This window comes from Desulfosarcina sp. (assembly GCF_041551955.1).
In the GTDB taxonomy this organism is placed as follows: domain Bacteria; phylum Desulfobacterota; class Desulfobacteria; order Desulfobacterales; family Desulfosarcinaceae; genus Desulfosarcina.
In genome coordinates this window covers 1-17,405 of record NZ_JBFELV010000014.1, presented here as the reverse complement: position 1 = coordinate 17,405, position 17,405 = coordinate 1, and the positions used below count along the sequence as shown (strand labels likewise).

General features: G+C 57.5%; 10 protein-coding genes and 2 pseudogenes. 4 read left to right on the top strand and 8 right to left on the bottom strand.

Features of this window, described 5'->3' with window-relative positions; translation table 11 throughout:
- Positions 1–138: 138 nt before the first annotated feature.
- Together ABYV26_RS02215 and ABYV26_RS02210 are read right to left on the bottom strand one after the other, a co-directional pair.
- Positions 139–1,080 (bottom strand): alpha/beta fold hydrolase, encoded by a 942-nt coding sequence (locus tag ABYV26_RS02215; RefSeq protein WP_372677745.1) that lies wholly within the window; start codon positions 1,078–1,080, stop codon positions 139–141.
- Positions 1,081–1,082: 2 nt separating this feature from the next.
- Positions 1,083–8,147 carry a beta-ketoacyl synthase N-terminal-like domain-containing protein gene (locus ABYV26_RS02210; protein ID WP_372677744.1) on the bottom strand — a complete coding sequence of 2,355 codons (7,065 nt, stop codon included), beginning with the start codon at positions 8,145–8,147 and terminating at the stop codon, positions 1,083–1,085.
- Positions 8,148–8,326: 179 nt separating this feature from the next.
- Between ABYV26_RS02210 and ABYV26_RS02205 the strand changes: the two genes are divergently transcribed.
- Positions 8,327–9,232: a universal stress protein gene (locus tag ABYV26_RS02205; protein ID WP_372677742.1), complete on the top strand. Its 906-nt coding sequence runs from the start codon at positions 8,327–8,329 to the stop codon at positions 9,230–9,232.
- A 119-nt stretch (positions 9,233–9,351) separates the two neighbouring features.
- On the opposite strand, the gene ABYV26_RS02200 is transcribed toward ABYV26_RS02205, so the two are convergent.
- Positions 9,352–10,041, bottom strand: a complete 690-nt coding sequence (locus ABYV26_RS02200; protein ID WP_372677766.1) for a DUF2914 domain-containing protein — start codon at positions 10,039–10,041, stop codon at positions 9,352–9,354.
- A 118-nt stretch (positions 10,042–10,159) separates the two neighbouring features.
- On the opposite strand from ABYV26_RS02200, the gene ABYV26_RS02195 reads away from it, so the two are divergent.
- Positions 10,160–10,468, top strand: coding sequence for a hypothetical protein (locus ABYV26_RS02195; protein WP_372677768.1), 309 nt, complete (start codon positions 10,160–10,162; stop codon positions 10,466–10,468).
- A 62-nt stretch (positions 10,469–10,530) separates the two neighbouring features.
- Here the strand turns inward: ABYV26_RS02195 and ABYV26_RS02190 are convergent.
- The 4 genes and pseudogenes from ABYV26_RS02190 to ABYV26_RS02175 form a co-directional block, all read right to left on the bottom strand.
- Positions 10,531–10,707: pseudogene (locus ABYV26_RS02190) on the bottom strand (helix-turn-helix domain-containing protein); the annotation flags it as partial.
- Between the two features lie 218 nt (positions 10,708–10,925).
- Complete coding sequence (locus ABYV26_RS02185; protein WP_372677741.1) at positions 10,926–12,350, bottom strand: hypothetical protein; 1,425 nt, start codon at positions 12,348–12,350, stop codon at positions 10,926–10,928.
- 428 nt (positions 12,351–12,778) lie between these two features.
- Positions 12,779–14,071, bottom strand: a complete 1,293-nt coding sequence (locus tag ABYV26_RS02180; protein WP_372677739.1) for a DEAD/DEAH box helicase — start codon at positions 14,069–14,071, stop codon at positions 12,779–12,781.
- A gap of 234 nt (positions 14,072–14,305) precedes the next feature.
- Positions 14,306–14,506: a cold-shock protein gene (locus ABYV26_RS02175; protein ID WP_372677738.1), complete on the bottom strand. Its 201-nt coding sequence runs from the start codon at positions 14,504–14,506 to the stop codon at positions 14,306–14,308.
- Positions 14,507–14,896: 390 nt separating this feature from the next.
- On the opposite strand from ABYV26_RS02175, the gene ABYV26_RS02170 reads away from it, so the two are divergent.
- Together ABYV26_RS02170 and ABYV26_RS02165 are read left to right on the top strand one after the other, a co-directional pair.
- Positions 14,897–15,301 (top strand): (deoxy)nucleoside triphosphate pyrophosphohydrolase, encoded by a 405-nt coding sequence (locus ABYV26_RS02170; protein WP_372677736.1) that lies wholly within the window; start codon positions 14,897–14,899, stop codon positions 15,299–15,301.
- Positions 15,302–15,453: 152 nt separating this feature from the next.
- Positions 15,454–16,671, top strand: a complete 1,218-nt coding sequence (locus ABYV26_RS02165) for an amidohydrolase family protein (RefSeq protein ID WP_372677734.1) — start codon at positions 15,454–15,456, stop codon at positions 16,669–16,671.
- 12 nt (positions 16,672–16,683) lie between these two features.
- Here the strand turns inward: ABYV26_RS02165 and ABYV26_RS02160 are convergent.
- Positions 16,684–17,405: pseudogene (locus ABYV26_RS02160) on the bottom strand (hypothetical protein); the annotation flags it as partial.

The following is a 17,405-nucleotide window of genomic DNA, read 5'->3' as shown; positions in this document are numbered from 1 at the left end:
GAAATCATCTAACACCCGTTAAGTAAAACAGCGATGAACATCGAATGTTGAATAATGTATTCTGCCGTTACATAAGCAGGTGGCGTGTAGCGATCTCATTATCATGAGGTTTTGAATTTGACTATTGTGATTTATTTGTCATTTGGGTTTTGACGATTGTGATTTTTTTGTTATCGGATGCCGTGCCAGAAAATGGGTTGTCAGGCCGATGATCCGTTCCGGCACATCCTCCAGCAGGTAGTGTCCGGCGTCGTCGAAAAGGTGCTTTTCAGCCTTGGGAAACCGTCGGCACCACTCGTTGTAGTAGTCCACGTCGAAGACGAAATCGTGCCTCCCCCACAGGATCAGCATGGGGATATGAGCCAGTGCGTGCAGGTTACGGTCCACCCGGTCGACGATGGAAAATCCAGGATCGCCGAGTACCAGGGGTATGTCCTGGACAAAGCGCAAGGTGGCCAGCCGATGTTTCGGGCAGTTATAGGGTGCCAGCAGCCCTTTTTTCACTTTCGTGGGCAACCGGTTTTGCGTTGCCATGTAAAGCGCCCCTCTGGCAAACAGGTTTCCATAAAGGACGGCCGGCGTGGCCAGGGCGCCCAGATTGCGAATCAACCACAGCCGCAGGGGGATACGCTTGCGGCCCGGTGGGAAAAAGCCTGCCGTATTGGTGATGATCAGGCGTGCCACCCGACGCGGGTTGGCCACGGCCCATGCCATGGCGATCATGCCTCCCCAGTCATGGACCATGAGCGTGATCCGATCCAGCTCAAGATGATCCATCAGCGCCGAAAAATCGTCCAATCGGCTTTGCAATTGGAAGTCATACTCACCGTCACCGGGTTTGTCCGACAGGCCGCATCCCATGTGATCCGGGGCGATGGTGCGATGGCTCGAAGCAAGGGCGGTGATCATGCGGCGAAAGAAAAAGGACCAGGTGGGGTTGCCGTGCACCATGACCACCGGATTGCCCTGTCCCTGGTCGACAAAGTGATAGCGCAATCCGTTGCGATCCAGAAAATGAGACTGAAACGGGTAGAGGGGCCGGTAGTCGTCCGGATCGACGGTTGGGTAATTAGATTTCATGGTCACGCGTTGCCGGCTGCTGGAACCAGGGCCAGTTCAAAATTTTCCATTTTGTATATGGGCAGGCCATCCACGCTGAGCAGGCCGTTGGCCCGAATGGTCGGGGTGGGTTCTTCACCCACGCGTGTGATCAGGGCTTCGACGGCGACGACTTGGTTTTTCGGAATGATCTGGCCGCGATAGGTCCAGTTGTGGCGGCTGCCCTCCACCATGCGGAACCGATGCGTTGACGCCAGATGCGGCCACCGTTTGATTGCCATAGTTTTGATCAGTTGTAAAAAGGATTCTAACCCCAAGGAGCCGGGGCAGACCGGATCCTGGTAGAAATGGGCCTTGAAAAACCATTCGTCCGGGTCCACCTGTTTCAGACCGCGAATGTAGCCCAAGCCAAGTGCCCCGCCTTCCGGTAATCTGGCCTCGATGCGGTCAATCATCATCAGTGCTTTGCCGGGAAGTGCCAGCTGATCTATAGCTGCGGGTTCATCGGCTGCGGATTCCGGTGTGAACGGGGGATCCATGGGCAGGACACAGGCACCGTCCGTGGCGTCGGAATAGGGAATCATGGCCTTGACCAGAGGGTCTGCGTGCCCCATGCCCTTTTGCTCGTTGAGCGCATCTGCGGAAAAGAACCCGAAATAGGTGTCTCCGACGTAGACCGGTTCGTCCCCGGCAAGCACTTCGAAATCGAAATTTTCAATGATCATGTCCGCCGCTTCGCTGACTTTGGTCATGCGGCAGCGCATGGTCAAGGTGCCGGTGGCCGGTGTGACCTGGCGGTGCAGGACGCCACTGCCTCCCAGGTTGCGAAACTTCAGGTCACGCTGGCTGCGCAGGGCTGATCCGGCGTAGGCCGCCAGCCACCCGCAGGGTTGCAGGGCGATTTCCAGCAACACGCAAAAGGGCATGACCCCGGAGCGGTCGGCGGCAAAATACCACGTCTGCTCGGTGACGTCATACTGGGCGGTTACCCATCCGTCGGCCTTGAGCGACCAAGGGGGCGGTTCTGCATGGATCACCCGGTCCATGAAGCAGTAGGGCGGCCCCGGAAGCCGGGCGATTTTGCGGTTTTCGTCGAAGATGCGATAGGGCTCACCAAAGGCCTCGGAGGGTTTCCCCGTGGCGAACGCAAGGATGGAGGCTCGATCGTACAGGGGGTAAGCAGGTACCGATGGTTGATCGACCATCCTTGTCCGAATTTTTTTTTCACGCCAGGCGGTCTCGATCTCTTCCCGCTCGATCCCGGTCATCTTGATGGACATATCCTTGAAAAAGACGATGGGATGGCCGTCGGCAGACATGTGGGCGTCGGCAATGGCGTAGGGTTCGGGACCGTATCCGATCTCGCTGATCTGGATGTCGTAGTGCACGTGGCGGGTGGCCGGGGTGACCGGGCCGCGGCACTTGAGGCGGGCGGCATTGCCGACTACCGGTTCGTAGCAGACGCCGGGCTTGTCCGTCACCCATCCCATGCGCAGCAGAAAGACCCGCAGCGTGTGGGCGCAGCACTCGTACATGAGGGTGCCGGGCATGACCATGTCGTCCACGAAATGGCAGACGAGGAACCAGTCGTCGGGGTGGATGTCCGCTTCGGCCCGGATCCGGCCCAGACCATAGCGGCCGCCCTCGGGGTCAAGTTCTAGGATGCGGTGGATCAGACGCATGCGACCACCGGGCAGATGCAAACCGGTCGAAAGGCCGATGCCGGCAAACTGCCGGCCGAAACAACCGGCCAGGTCGCCGCGTCGCAGGGCGTCCACCTGGTCATCCGAATAGACCTCCCTGGCCATGGGAACCGGTGGCTGCCAGTCCATCGGACGTCTGCCGGGGACGGCCTGGCGTTCCCTTTGGGTGAGGATGATGCCACCGGAATGGGCCACCTCGGCCTCGGTGAAAAATCCGGCGCAGCCGTCGCGCATGCTGATCAGGGGTTCACCGTTGATATCGCCTTCGAAGCGGAAAAAGAACATCCAGGTTTCCCCCTGGCGCACGAAGCGGTCGATGACAATCTCGTAGCGAATGGTTTCCCCGGGGCGGGGCAACCCCCTGTGAAAGACCACCACTGCGTCCAGCAGACGGTAGGCCCGCTCACCTTTCACCCGGTGGTCGATACCCAGGTACGAACTCAGAAAGAGGTCCGCCTGACCAGCCTCCACACTGATGCATACCGGTGCGCGATCACCATCCAGGTACCAGGCACCGGGCAGGACGTCATGCTCGGTGACCACTCGGCCCGACTCCAGGGAGAGCATTTCGCCCTGCACGGAGACGATGCGGTCCACCAGCATCAACGGTTCGTCGGGCAGGCGCACCCGTACGCGGTAGGTGTCGACCCGGTCAAAGGCAGGGCCCAGAACGCGGCCCACGCTGCCGACGGCAAAGGTCATGCACATCTCCCGGTCAAAGGCGGGGGGGCGCGGCGGTGCCGGCACCTGTAAAAGGGCAGCGGGCGTGCCTGGCTGTTTCGGGGGGGGGGCGGTCAACCGGTCGCCCGACCCCAGCAGGCGGGTCTGCAAGTCGACCGTCTCGGCAACGCTTCGGGTCAATTCCTGAGAGAAGTCGAGAAACTGTTGGTGGGCACTGGCCGTGGCTTCCATGTTTTGGCCCATCGCTTCAAACCATTGCGCCCACGGGCCATGGATGGATGGACCGCTTTCAGCAGTCAGCGGCGATCCCTGTGTGGGTTGAAAACCGGCGGACGCCTCAAGGGATACTTCAGGTTTTTCCGGTCCGGAGAGCAACGAATCGGATGGTTTCTCTTTGGTCAACGGCTCAGGCAGCTTCGGACAGAGCAGAGTGCCGCCAACGGTGACAGAAACGATCTTTCGGGACACCATCGACGCCGATGCCACGGTGGGCTCAAGTCGATCATACAGTGCCTTAAGATTCACGGGCACCCGCTCGGCGACCAGTCGGGCCAAACATCGCAAGAGGGAGACGATCTCGTCTTGGTTGCCGTGATTGGCCGCCACGGCCAAATGGGGTTGACCCGCTAATATCTGATCGATCATGCGGGTGCACGATCCTCTCGGACCGGTTTCGATGAACACACTGACCCCATCGGCGGCTGCGCGCTTGATCGTCTGGGTGAAGTCGAAGCCATCAACTGCCTGTTTTACAATGGAATCAGCGGCTCGTTCAGAAGTGACTTCATAGGGGGCGGCCCAACTGCAGCTGTATACATCGAGGCCTGGTTTGGGGTGGATCGGAAATACATGCAGCCGTCGGTAGGCCTCGGCCACGGGGCCGGCCGCATCGCAATGCACGCTGACCACCCCGTCCAGGTACACGGCCTGACAGGCCATGCTGGAGATGGCCTGTGCCACCGCCTGTTCCAATCCGCCGATGACGCATTCATGGGGTGAATTGACGATGAGCAGTCGCGCCAGGGGAATGCCCGCGAGGGTTTCACGCACGGATGCCGCCGGTCGGTTGACCACGGCCACCCGCCATGCCACGGTCTCGGGCTCCGGAATCTGCCATGCCTGTCGAAGGGCCAGGCATCGACCGGCAAGTTGGGTTGTGAACAGGTCGGTCGTCTGCATGCGCGTCAGCATGTCGCCCCGGTCCGACCATACACCCTGGGCGAACAGGGCGCACGACTCACCCAGGCTGTAGCCGATGACTGCATCTGCACGAACGGAAAATCGGTCGAGCACGCGGGTCATGAGATCACCGAAAACCACCTGCCCGAAAATCATGTTCAGCGGATCGGCATTGAGCCGGGGGATGGCTTCGGCCTCCCATCCGGGTTGCCACGCGTGTCGCCAAGGCATCAGGTTCCAGGGCCTGAACTGGGTTTTCAATTGTTCGGTTTCACGGTCCATCCCCTTGACGATGCCGGGAAAGCGCAGGCCCAGATCGCGCCCCATGCCCAGGTAATGGTTGCCCGATCCCGGGTAGACGAAAGCAACCCGGGCATCGGCCCCAATGGGGCGGCTGCGGTAAAATAACTGTCTGGAATGGGCATCGGTTTCTCCGGCGGCAACTGCCCGGCGGGCGTCGTCGATAACGTCATCAACGTTATCGCCCGGTTTCAGGATCATGGTGACGGCCAGGCGATGGCCGGGTCGCGGCGGGTGCCTATGCATCCACCCAACGGCGGCTGCCTCCACCGAGGCCGGAGCGGGGCTGCGCGACAAGAAATCCGCCAATCCCGCAAGGCCTTCCATCAATTGCATCGTTGCGTTTCCACTGACCACGAATAGGCCGGCGCAGGTGTCGATAGCCGGGGGCGCACCGGTATATTCGATGACCGGTGCACGGGGCTCCTCTTCCTGCATCAGCACGTGGCTGCAATTGCCGTCCATGGTGATCGACGCACAGCAGGCGGTTCGGGGTCCGCGTTCGCGGTCACGATACCAGGGCTGTGCCCGATCCGGTAGGTGAAGTGGACTGGCCCTGTCTGCCAGTCCGTCCAATGGTTCGGGCTGCCTGAAACCGGCAAGGGGTGGTAATACCCGATGATGCAGGCAAAGTGCTGTTTTTGCCAGGGACGCCAAACCGTCGGCGGCGCCGATAAACCCGGCAATGGGTTTGATCGATCCAAGGGCGATGGCTGTTGACGGGTCGCTGCGGGCGGGCTCGGAAAAAAAACTGGAAAGGGCGGCGATCTCCACGCGGTCCCGTTCCGGCGTACCGGCGCCGTGGGCCTCCACATAGGACACCGAAGCAGGGGAGATATCGGTCCGGTTAAAGCACGCGGACAGTGAGCGGCGGTAGGTCGATTGGCTGACACGGCCCGTTGCCGGCTCGCCGCCGCCGGCGCTTCCGATGCCGCGGATGACGGCATACACGCGGTCGCCGTCGATCCGGGCCTGGGCCAGCGGCTTGAGCACTAGTGCCACCGCACCATCGCCGGGGAGCGTCCCATCGGCTGCGGCATCAAAAGGCCGGATCGCGTTGGTCGGTGAAAGGGGCAGGAAGTGGTTCATGCGAATCACGCTGCGCCCTTCAGCGGCCAGGTCCACTGCCCCCACCAGCATGGCGTCGACGGCCTTTTTCCGAAGCAGGTCGACGGCAACCTGCAGCGCTTTGATCCCTGAGGCGGCATCGGCCGAGACTACGAAACTGGGTCCGCCGAAGCGAAACTCACGGGCCATGCGGCTGGCGACGATACCTCCCAAAGCCCCCATGACCCGCGGCGGGGTGAGAGGCGGGCCGCATTCGTCCCGCAGGCGTTCCATCCATTGATGCAAGGTCTGTTCGTCGAGGTCGAGACCATGCACCGCGTTCCAGTGGGCGACCGCCGAAAAAAGCTGCCAGCGTAGATGAAAGTTTGTCGCTTCGAAATCGAATCCAAGCCCGAACACCACACCCATGCGTTCACGGGACTCACGCAGAATGATCCCCGCATCGGTCAGGGCGCCGGCACCCACTTTAAGGGCCAGCAGCTGTTGAGGCAGGATGTCGTCGATTTCGTTGGGCGGGATCTGGAACTCGCCGACACCCACCTCAAGGCTGTCCATGTAGGCCCCTTTGGGGTCATGGCCGCCCAAGGCACCGATCAACGTCGCGTCCGCCCCTTTCCAGCGGCCGGGGGGCCGGTCAACGATGGCACTGTGACCTTGACATACGGCCTTGGTAAACGATTGCAGATCAGTCAGCGATCCCAGCCTTACATCCATGCCCACGATGGCCAGCGGGGCAGGAGATTCCACGTCCGGCTTTTCATGGACTGATCGTTTTTGAAAACCGATGGGTCGTTCCATCGATGAATGGGTCGGCCACTCTTCAAAGAGAATGTGGGCGTTGATGCCACCGAAGCCGAAAGCGCTGACTGCAGCCCGCCTGGGGATCTTCGCCGCCCGGGTGTGCCAGGGTGTTGCTTTGGTTTGCACCTTGAATGGGCTGCCCTTCAAGGGACTGTTTTCGGGGGGTTGCTCATAGTTGATCGAGGTCGGCAGGGTCTGGTGCTTCATGGCCAGCAGGGTTTTTATCATGCCGGCCGCACCGGCTGCGGTCAGCAGGTGGCCGATCATGGACTTTACCGAACCGATGGCGCACGTGCCCGCGCCTGAAGATTCGGCTTTCCAGAGTTGAACCAGGCTCTGGATTTCCATGGCGTCACCAGCACGGGTGCCGGTGCCGTGGCATTCGATGTAATCCACGTCAGACGGCTGCCAGCCGGCCGACCGATAGGCCTGTTGCATGGCGCGGACCTGGCCGTGGCTTTCCGGTGCCAGCAGGTTGCCGCGCATATCGTTGGACAGCCCCACCCCGTGGATCACGCCGTGGATGGTATCGCCGTGTTCGATGGCGTCGGTCAGACGCTTCAACACCAGAATGCCCACGCCTTCACCCACCACCAGGCCGTCTGCCTGCCTGTCAAATGGTGCGCAACGGCCAGAAACCGACAGGGCTTGGAGCTGGCTGAAGCCGGTCTGGGTGTATAGGCATTCGGGTCGTGAAACCCCACCGGTCACGACCATGTCCGCACGGTTTGCCGCCAGTGCATGGCAGGCGAGCTCGACCGCATAGATAGAGGACGCGCAAGCGGCATCCAAGGTAAAACAGTCCCCGCCAAAGCCCATTTCCGAAGCCAAAAGGGCCGCGGGCAGTCCGTCAACCCGGCTGGCCAGGGCTTCGATACGGGTCAGGGTTGTCAGGGATGGCGACGCGTGGGGAAACAGGCGATGTTCAATGGCCTTGCCCAGGATTTTCCGGGAAAAGCCGGAGGCACCGTCCGTTGGCAGGGCGATGGCTGCCAGAATAGTGTCGATGCGGCGGTGGTCAACCGGAGCGGTCACACAATTCTGAACCGCCCGCTTACCCGCCGTGAGCGTAAGCTGATGTAACGGGTCCAGCCCTCGTGTCAGATCCGAATCCAGCGCAAAGGCATCGGAATCGAAGGTGAAATCTTTGATCAAACATGCGTGGTCGGAGTAGGTGCGATCCGGCACCCGGGCGCTGCTGAGTCGATCCTGAGAGGGGGCGATCCAACGGTCTTCCGGAACCGGTGCTGACTGATCGATTCCGTCGACGATGTTTTGCCAGAACCGATCCAGGTCTGGAGCGCCGGGAAAGATGCCGTCCATCCCGACGACGGCGATAAGGGGGTGTCTATCCATATTGTCTGGTATTGTTTTCAGTCCGTTGTCAAAAACACGATTACATACCCGCTTCATGGATATAACGCAAGAATCAATAGACGATCGATCAACTGACGAAGTGCCGCTTCCACTCGGCCGGGATTTGCTTTGACAGCGCCACCGGCTGTCGCTATGGTGTGATAATAAGGAGGTGAATCATGAAAATCCAAGTAAACCGTATCCTCTGCGCCACAGACCTTTCCGATTTTTCCAATTCAGCCGTTCTTCAGGCCATCGACATGGCCAAGGCGTTCGGGTCAACCCTGTTTATCTGTCATGTGATCGATCTGCCTTTGGTTACCATGCATGGAGCCGCTTTTGTTTACCCGGAGGATCAGGTCGAGGAGATGAAGAAGGGTGCCATGGATCAGATTTCAAGTTTAGTGAAGGACCGTGTGCTGAATTGGCAGGCTGTGGTGGAAACCGGCCCCGTTTCAAGTACGCTTTGCCGTTTGGCCGAAGAGAAGCAAGCGGACCTGGCCATCGTATCCACGCATGGACGAACCGGGATTAAACGACTGTTCCTCGGTTCGGTAACCGAGAGGCTGTTGCGAACCATCGCCTGTCCGCTGCTGGTCGTTACGCCACCCGAAAAAGCGGGTAGCGTAAAAAAGCAATTCAAAGGATTCGGCTTTAAACAGATCATGGTCGGGTGCGATTTTTCAGCAGACTCGGGAAGAGCGGTGGATTACGCGTTCAGCCTGGCTCAGGAGTTCGAAGCCGTGATCCATCTGGTGCATGTCGTGGAGCCTTTTGTCTATCGTGACGCCATGCTGCCGGAAGCCGTAAAAACAGATGCGATCTCCGAGGTGGCCACCGGATGCGCACAGCGACTGGAAGATCTGGTGCCGGCAGACGCTCACAACTGGTGCAAGGTCGAGATCGCCTGCGAGGCCGGCAAGCCTTTTCAAGCGCTGAAAAAATACGCCGGGATACATCAGGTCGACCTCATCGTGCTTGGCGTGCGGGGCCATTCACTGGTTGAGACGATGCTTTTAGGTTCGACCACCGACCGGGTCATCAGGGGGGTTGCCTGTCCGGTGTTGTCTGTCTGCCCTCCCTGATACGCTGCGGCAAAACAACGCTATCGCGGTTGCCAAGGGCAGTATACTTACGGTACACCCCAGGGACGAGGGGTGAAGCGAAACGCCGGTATCGGCGTTTTTACGAACCTGTCAACGGTTCATTGGACCACGAAGTAGAGGCGTCGCAGCACCTTTCCGCCGGATGTGGTGATATCGACTCGCCATTCGCCCCGATTACGGCTATCGGAAACATTCTTGAAGCTCCATGTGCGCCAATTGGTGGACCGGACATCCAGGCTGACATCACTGACTTTCTGCCCGTTAAGGTAATAGATGTGCCGGATCTTGGATGGAACCTGTTTGGCTTCAATCTCGCTCCACACAAAAACCCGTTGGTCGGATGTGGAAAAAGAGGTGTCGACACCAGCCGGCATTCGGTCTTTTATTTCTGCACAGACCGTGGCCTGCAGCACGTTCAGCTCTTCGTCGGCTGCTGTCGGCTCGGGTGATGGACCGGCCGTCGACTCGTCTTGGCCCGATTGCACCTGGTTTTTTGCTCCGGCAGCGGTCCGGCTGGTTTCGGCAATCTCGGTCGTTGAAGATGATCCGGACAACGGGGTGTTGTTTTGCGAGACGGCATCGGACGTCCCAGACGGGTTTTCGGGTGTTGACCTGGGGCTGGGAGTCGCTGCATCGGGATCAGTGGACGATGTTGTCGCTGGTTTTTTCGCCTCTGGCGGGTGGGTCGGCTCAGCGTCCCGCTTAATGTCGGCTTCTTTGACCAGTTTGTCGGCGGTTGGAAAGGCCGTTGAGGATTCAGGGGGCAACCCCAATTTTTCAGAATCCATAGCAGGCTGCGGCCGTGCGTCCTCGTCTGGCAAGGTCTGCAATTGGGAAAGGGACAATGGATTGGGGTCATAGATAAACAGATGATAGAATCCAAATCCGGCAAGCGCCAGAAGACCGATGCCAAATAGAGCAATCAACGCATACAACCAGGATCTTGATAAAGCGATTTTCTTGACAGACGAAACAGCGTTTTTGAGCCAATTGCTTTTTATTCGTGCCGCCGAACCGATATGCTTGATCGAGGTCCCCCGTGCCTTGAATGAAAAATGGTTGATCGGTATGGATGATACCACGGTATTGAATATTGATTTAACCTTGTCAAACCGTGAACCGTTCGGTTTCTTCCGTGCCTTCTTTTCTGGTTTTTCGGGTGGTCCGTTGCTGCCATTTTGCAATGAGCCGTTGGGTGGTATCTCTTCGGTTTGAACCCGCTTTTGGGTTAAGGCCCCATACAAGGCAATGGCTTCATCGACATTACCGCCTATCAATCTAGAATAAGACGCAATATATCCTTTGACATATGGGCCTTGTGGCAGTTTTTCAAACTCATCCTTTTCTATGTATTCCAGATACAGCTCTGAAATTTTAGTCAAGCGGGACAGTTCGCGCAGACTGATATTTTTGGCTTCCCTCTCTTTTTTTAGGTAACTGCCAACAGTTTCCATCTTGCCGTCCAGACTGGTAAGGGCCGTCAACTTAACCCATGCCCATCATGGCTATACATGGGAAAAGATGAAAGGCGTTCTACACCGTGTTCAATGGTAAAGGTATCGAAATATTTGAATCTGTTCAAGAGCAATACATTTGAAATCGTTTAGACCTGATCTGCCAACGCGTTTTGTAAGGGTGATCTCCAGCGATAATACCGATTCGGCCTTGCCTTTCAGGAAATGGTGATTTTACAAAAATCGAACATACAGCGGCTGCTTATCTCCCGGGCCACGGCTTCGGGAACGGAATCTTGCCACGGACCGGGACCTTTTTGGACCTGCTCGAGGATCGCCTCCGGCCAGATATGCATATGGGCGCGATCGTAATTGTGAATCGGAAGGATTTTTTTGTTGGCCCGCAGGTGGGCATAGAAGTGTTTCAGATGCTCGGGGACGGGAAAATTGTCGGTGGTCACCAAGTTGTCAGGGTTGCCGTCCCGGTACATGGGGTATACAAATATCAGCGTGTCGCGGTCGAACAGGGCGCCAAACGCGCCGATGATGCCACCCTTCAATCCGTCGTAGTAGGCGTCGTTAAACAAGGTCTCCAGGTTGGGGATCCCCATGACGAAGGCCACCTTGCCGCGGGTATAGCGACCCAGATAGTCGGACAGGCGGAAATAACGCAGATAGTTGGATACGATGACCGGGTAATTCAGGATGTTCAGGCAGTCGACCCGATCGAGAATGTCTTTCATGTCATAACTGTTTTGTTTGCGCATCTCGGCGACCGAGATTTCCGGGACGATGATCGGGGGAGGGAATCCGGCCTCGCACATGCGGGAGAATAATTCCATGCCGCTGGTCATCATGTCCACGTTCACATGGGTCACCGGTCTGAACATGGCGCGCATGACCATCACATCCCGGTTGTAGAACAATTCCGAGGGATGCACCAGGGTCTTTCGGTCGGCGCCGAAGACAACCGCATCGGTCAATTCCGTCTGGAGCAGTTTTAGGGCCATGTAACGATTGTCGATATCGGCGAAATAGCTGCCGCTAAACCGGATCAGGTCGACCTCCAGCCGCCCCCAATCCAGGTTGTCACCCAGGGATTGGATCAGGCGTTCCGGGCGGGAATGAAAATGGAAGGCGCCATAGATCAAGTTGACCCCCAAGATGCCGACGGCCTCCTGCTGCTGGTCATTGCTTTCATCCAGCATGCGAATGTGAATCAGAATGTCGCACGGCTCGGCATCGGGCGTCACCTGAAATTTAATCCCCAACCAGCCATGGCATTCACCCTGCTGGCTGTAGCTTCGAGCGGTCACTGTATCGGCAAAGGCAAAATAGGTCGAGGTTTTGGGGCGCTTGCCGCCGACCCGGTGCAACACCAGGTTGAATTCCTTGTCGAGCATTTTTTTTACCCGGCTTTCGGTTACATACCGCTTGTCCTTCTCCTCGCCGTAAATCGCGTCGCTGAACGACATATCATAGGCTGATATGGTCTTGGCGATGGTGCCGGCCGCACCGCCGGCCCGAAAAAAACAGCGCGAAACCTCCTGGCCGGCGCCGATTTCAGCGATGGTGCCGTACTTGTCGTGGTCCATGTTAAAAGCAAAGGCCTTTTGCATCGTGGTGAGAGTCTCTTCGGCCATGACCATCCTCCGTGAGGGTTGCGTACCACAATTGGCGAACCCATCTTGACGCTGAGGGTGAAGCCGGAGGTTCAGATATCCCTCCTCAGCCACCCTATCTTCATGATTAAACTAAAGACACACCCAAGACCGTTTAACAACTGGATATCACAAATCAAAAAAATGGCCCAGAATATTTAGCGATCAATTAGGGAGGGGGGCGGAAGGTCTGGCTCACTTGAAGACTTGGGATGACGGGCAGGCAAGGCAACGATACGGTTTTTATAAGAGCCCTAAACGCACAACAATAGAAGGCCGGCCAGGTTGTGTGTCAACAGCCGGTGGGGGCCAGCCTTTTTGATTTAACTGTCGGGATGCCAGTTCCTTTGGGTTGAAACATTGGGTTCAAACCCCGTCTTACCAATGGTTTTCAACCCAAAGATGTCTGCTCATGAAGCACTACGCCTATCTGCCTGCTTGGACTTATGCGGTGAAAGGAAGGCAAAGGCACCCTTGCTTGTCGACCGCCCCTTGCCCCTGGGCTTGGGTGCTCTCCGTTCGATCACGGGACGCGGTCGGTTGGACCGGGTGTTGACCTTTTTCCCGTGCGACATCGATGGCGCATCATAATTGAAATCCGAAAGCGTGCGCTGCTCCACAGGGCTGCCGATAGCCCCATTGATCGCCCTGACCATCTGGGTGTCTTCCGCAGTGATCAGGGTGAAGGCATCGCCGGTGCATTCGGCCCGCCCAGTGCGGCCGATCCGATGAATATAGGCCTCGGGGGTGGAGGGAATGTCGAAATTGATCACATGGGAAACATTGGAGACATCGATGCCGCGGGCCGCGATATCCGTGGCCACCAGGATTTGATAGGCTCCGGAGCGGAAGCCGTTCAGCGCTGCCTGGCGCCGCCCCTGGGACAGGTTGCCCTGCAGTGAAGTCGATCGATAGCCGGCCTTAGAGAGCTTTTCCCCCAGGCTCTTGGCTCTGTGCTTGGTGCGTGTGAACACCAGGACCGGCCCGGTCGGGGTGTCGCCCAGCAGTTTTATCAATAGGGCCGTCTTCAAATGTTGGGAGACCGGGAAGAGGGCATGGCTGACGGTCTCCGCGGGTGCGGTGGTGCCGATCTGAACCGTAATCGGATCTTGCAGGACCTCATTGGCCAGGCGTCGTATTTCTTTGGGCATGGTGGCCGAAAAGAGCAGGGTCTGGCGTTTTTTTGCGGGAACGTGAGTCAGAATGCGACGAATGTCCGGGAAAAAACCCATGTCGAACATCATATCGGCTTCGTCGATGACCAGCACGTCCAACCGGGAAAGATCAACGGTCCGCCGGCCGATATGATCCAGCAGCCTGCCGGGGCAGGCGACCACGATGTCCGCACGTTTAAGATCCTGGATCTGGGGATTGATTCCTACGCCGCCATACACCACGGTGCTGCGCAGGCGTGTCTGGCGGCCCAGGCGCTTGAATTCGCCATGAATCTGTTCGGCCAGTTCACGGGTGGGAGCGATGACCAGGGCACCGACCCGATTGCGTGGGCCATCGATCAGGCGGTTGAGAATGGGCAATACAAACGCGGCCGTTTTACCCGTACCGGTCTGGGCCAGCCCCACTACATCGCGTCCCTTCATGACCGCGGGAATGCCTTTGGCCTGAATGGGGGTCGGGGTGGAATAACCCGCTTGGGCCGCACCTTCGGCAACAGCGGGGTGAAATGAAAAAGTATTAAAATTCAAAAGATTATGTTCCTTTTTGGAGTTTGCGGCCATCCATTGCCGCTTGAGTCTTTACGGCGGCACCGTTCCCTTGCGCCTGCAGGGGAATGCGTCCGCACGCAATGAATAGAAAATCCGCGGACAATTCCGGGGGTTACAATTTTAGGGCTGTAATCTGGGATTTTCGCGGTGGGAAACGTAAGGGGCAGCCACCCTGTATCAAGTGGTCTGCCCCGGTTTTGCTCAGATACCGATTCAGTCGACCGTGACGTTGACCGCGGAAGGTCCTTTTGGACCTTGCTCCATGTCAAAACTCACCCGGTCACCTTCGCTCAGGCTTTTGAAACCGGTTGCGTTGATGCCTGAATGATGCACAAACACATCCGGGCCGTCTTCCTGCTCGATGAAGCCGAAGCCTTTTTGGTCGTTAAACCACTTTACAATGCCATTGGCCATGATAACATCCTCCTTTCGTAAAATTATTCAAAATCTTAAATCTGGAGGATGCTTCATTGGCGTACTGAATTTTCCTGCAGAAGAAATCGTCTCGCCAGACAGGGGCGAGATCTCATTGAATTTGAGTAATCATATACCTATTTGGGTTGAAAGCAAGTTAATTGTTGAAATATTTAAAAAATACGCCCCGCGCCGCCTCGACCCGCGTTGAGGCGTCAGGTCGCCAAACCCACCCAAACAGCCGTCAGGTTTTGATGAAACCGATGGACAAAAAGAAAATGAATGCTATGATCCAGTCCAAACCATCAATCGGATCGTTCACATGACCTGGTTACCCATGCATTGGTTCTTATGGCCTGCCTGGTTGACCCGGATCGACACACCTGCGCTATGAAAACCATCGTTCGCGTCACCGCTGCCATCATTGTCCGTGATGGCCGCATCCTGATCGCCCAGCGTCATGCGAGTGACCGGCTGGCCGGACGGTGGGAATTTCCCGGTGGCAAGGTTGAAGCCGGGGAGACCCCTGAACAATGCCTGAAACGCGAACTGTGGGAGGAGCTGGAGATGGATGCGGTCATCGGTGATCATATTGGGTCCAGCATTTATCATTACGATCACATTTCTATCGAGTTGATGGCCTACCAGGCATTCTCGGACGCCGCCTCCTTCCGGTTGGTTTCCCACCAAGCCTGCCAATGGGTCAGGCCGGATCAATTAGCCGCTTTTGCCTTTACGCCGGCGGATCTGCCCTTTGTGCAACGGTTGGCCAACGGTCAAATCGACCTTGGCTGACCGGTTCTGCATCATCGCAGGGGTTGTGGCCCGGAAGCAAGGCGGTTATAGAAAAATTGAATCGAAAACGATCGATTGACGCCATCACGGTTTTGGGTCTTAAAGAGGGTTGACCCGTATTCTAATTTCGAATTCGCATCATCATACCGCCTATGCGTTCAACGACGATGGCCTATCATGTGGGATGGTTGATCGATGGGACCGGCAAGCCGGCTGTCGAAAACCGGGTTGTCGCCGTAAACGACGGTCGCATCCAGGAAATCCTCGATCCCGAGAACCCGCAACTCGAAGGGATGGCAGTCATTGATTGGTCGGACTGCACCGTGTTCCCCGCACTGATCGACAGCCACGTTCACCTGGTCATGTCCGGCACAGTAGAACCGACCTTCCGCCGAAAACAACTGAACAGCGGGTACACGGATCGCCGAGAAATTATTGCGAAACATCTTCGCCAGCACCTGGACAGCGGGGTGCTGGCCGTGCGCGACGGCGGTGACCACAATGGTGACACCCTGCGCTACAAATGGGACCCGGCCAATCATCCCCCATCGATGGTGACCATCGCTTCGGCGGGACGCGCCCGACACGCATTGGGCCGATACGGAAAACTCATTGCCATTCCCGTTGGTGAGGGAGAGGTCCTGGCCAATAGCGCCTTCGGGGCAGATTCAAAGCGGGACCACTTGAAGCTGGTCAACTCCGGTCTCAACAGCCTGACCCAATACGGCGTGGAAACGCCGCCCCAGTTTAATGAAAATGAACTGGCCACAGCGGTTGCGGCAGCCCGACGACGCGGCCAGCCTACCATGGTCCACGCCAATGGCCGCCTGCCGGTGAAACAGGCCGTCGATGCCGGCTGCGCCAGCATCGAGCATGGTTTTTTCATGGGCAGGGACAACCTATGCCGCATGGCCGACAAGGGCGTGGTCTGGGTTCCCACGGCCGTGACCATGAAGGCCTACGGCGACTTCTTGAAGACCCAGGGCCACCGCAGCGACACCTCATTTGCGGAGGTGTCCTTGAAAAACCTCGAACACCAGCTGGAGCAAATCGCCATGGCCCGACAACTGGGGGTGACCCTGGCCGTGGGAACCGACGCCGGCAGCCCGGGGGTTCATCACGGTCAATCGCTGAAAGCGGAACTTCAGCTTTTTGTCGCTGCCGGATTCAGCGTGGAGGGTGCCATCCGAAGTGCCAGCCGCAACGGGGCTTTGCTCATGGGGTTGACCGAAAGAGGCAAAATCGTCGCGGGCATGCGGGCGGATTTTATGGCCGTAAAAGCGTCTCCGGAACATGTGCCGGACGCTCTCCACCAGATTGTTCACCGGGTGATCGAGGGTCGCGTCATGGATTTGGCCACAGCCTTTTAAAATGCAGCTTATCTAAGCTTCCAAATCTTTAATGGACCGGTTCTTGCGGGAGCGCACTTTCTGAAGCAGGCGCTTGAGCGGATCGGTCATCAGGGTCAAGGTGGATTCACGCCGGCGAAAAATCTCCTCCAGTGAAAGGTGGGGGTCTTTTGCCGGGCTTCTCAGGTAGCGGCGCAGGGCAATCAGGCGGTTTTTGATCTCTTTTTCCGCCCGGATTCTAAGAATCTCTTTCTTTCTCAGAATATCCTCTTTGATCGCCTCGTCGGGCCGTTTCCCCTGATACTTATCCAGCTTGTAGCGGATTCGAATGAAAATAAGATCCTGCAGCACCTGCTCATATTCGGGGTCCAGGCAGATCACTTCCGGAACCAGATCGCCGAAATGGGTAACCCCTAAAATGTCCTTGTCCTGGGTCCAGTAATTGACCAGAAACTCCTTTTCCAGGTCCAGGTAGTTTTTCAGCGGCATGTACATCCGCCTCAGGTACATGAGCACCTTTTCCGTTTTTTTTCGCTGCCCACCGATGATGACCGAACCGCCGACCTCTCCGCGTTTGACCCCTTTGGTCCAGGGCGCACCGGTGATGCCAAAATCATTGTACACAGGGATGTGCATCAGTGCTGACAGCGTATTGATGGCCAGCGCGTATCCGGCCGACGGCCTACCCACACTGTAGGAAGCGGAGAGCAGTTGGTGATGAATGGTGTACTTGTCCAGAAACTCTCCCAGCAGAC

Excerpts from the sequence above, each read along its gene's own strand:
- ABYV26_RS02170 (WP_372677736.1), top strand. The coding sequence starts at position 14,897 with ATGAAAACCATCGTTCGCGTCACCGCTGCCATCATTGTCCGTGATGGC.
- ABYV26_RS02215 (WP_372677745.1), bottom strand. The coding sequence starts at position 1,080 with ATGAAATCTAATTACCCAACCGTCGATCCGGACGACTACCGGCCCCTC.
- ABYV26_RS02165 (WP_372677734.1), top strand. The coding sequence starts at position 15,454 with ATGCGTTCAACGACGATGGCCTATCATGTGGGATGGTTGATCGATGGG.
- ABYV26_RS02210 (WP_372677744.1), bottom strand. The coding sequence starts at position 8,147 with ATGGATAGACACCCCCTTATCGCCGTCGTCGGGATGGACGGCATCTTT.
- ABYV26_RS02205 (WP_372677742.1), top strand. The coding sequence starts at position 8,327 with ATGAAAATCCAAGTAAACCGTATCCTCTGCGCCACAGACCTTTCCGAT.
- ABYV26_RS02185 (WP_372677741.1), bottom strand. The coding sequence starts at position 12,350 with ATGGCCGAAGAGACTCTCACCACGATGCAAAAGGCCTTTGCTTTTAAC.
- ABYV26_RS02195 (WP_372677768.1), top strand. The coding sequence starts at position 10,160 with ATGCCAAATAGAGCAATCAACGCATACAACCAGGATCTTGATAAAGCG.
- ABYV26_RS02200 (WP_372677766.1), bottom strand. The coding sequence starts at position 10,041 with ATGGATTCTGAAAAATTGGGGTTGCCCCCTGAATCCTCAACGGCCTTT.
- ABYV26_RS02175 (WP_372677738.1), bottom strand. The coding sequence starts at position 14,506 with ATGGCCAATGGCATTGTAAAGTGGTTTAACGACCAAAAAGGCTTCGGC.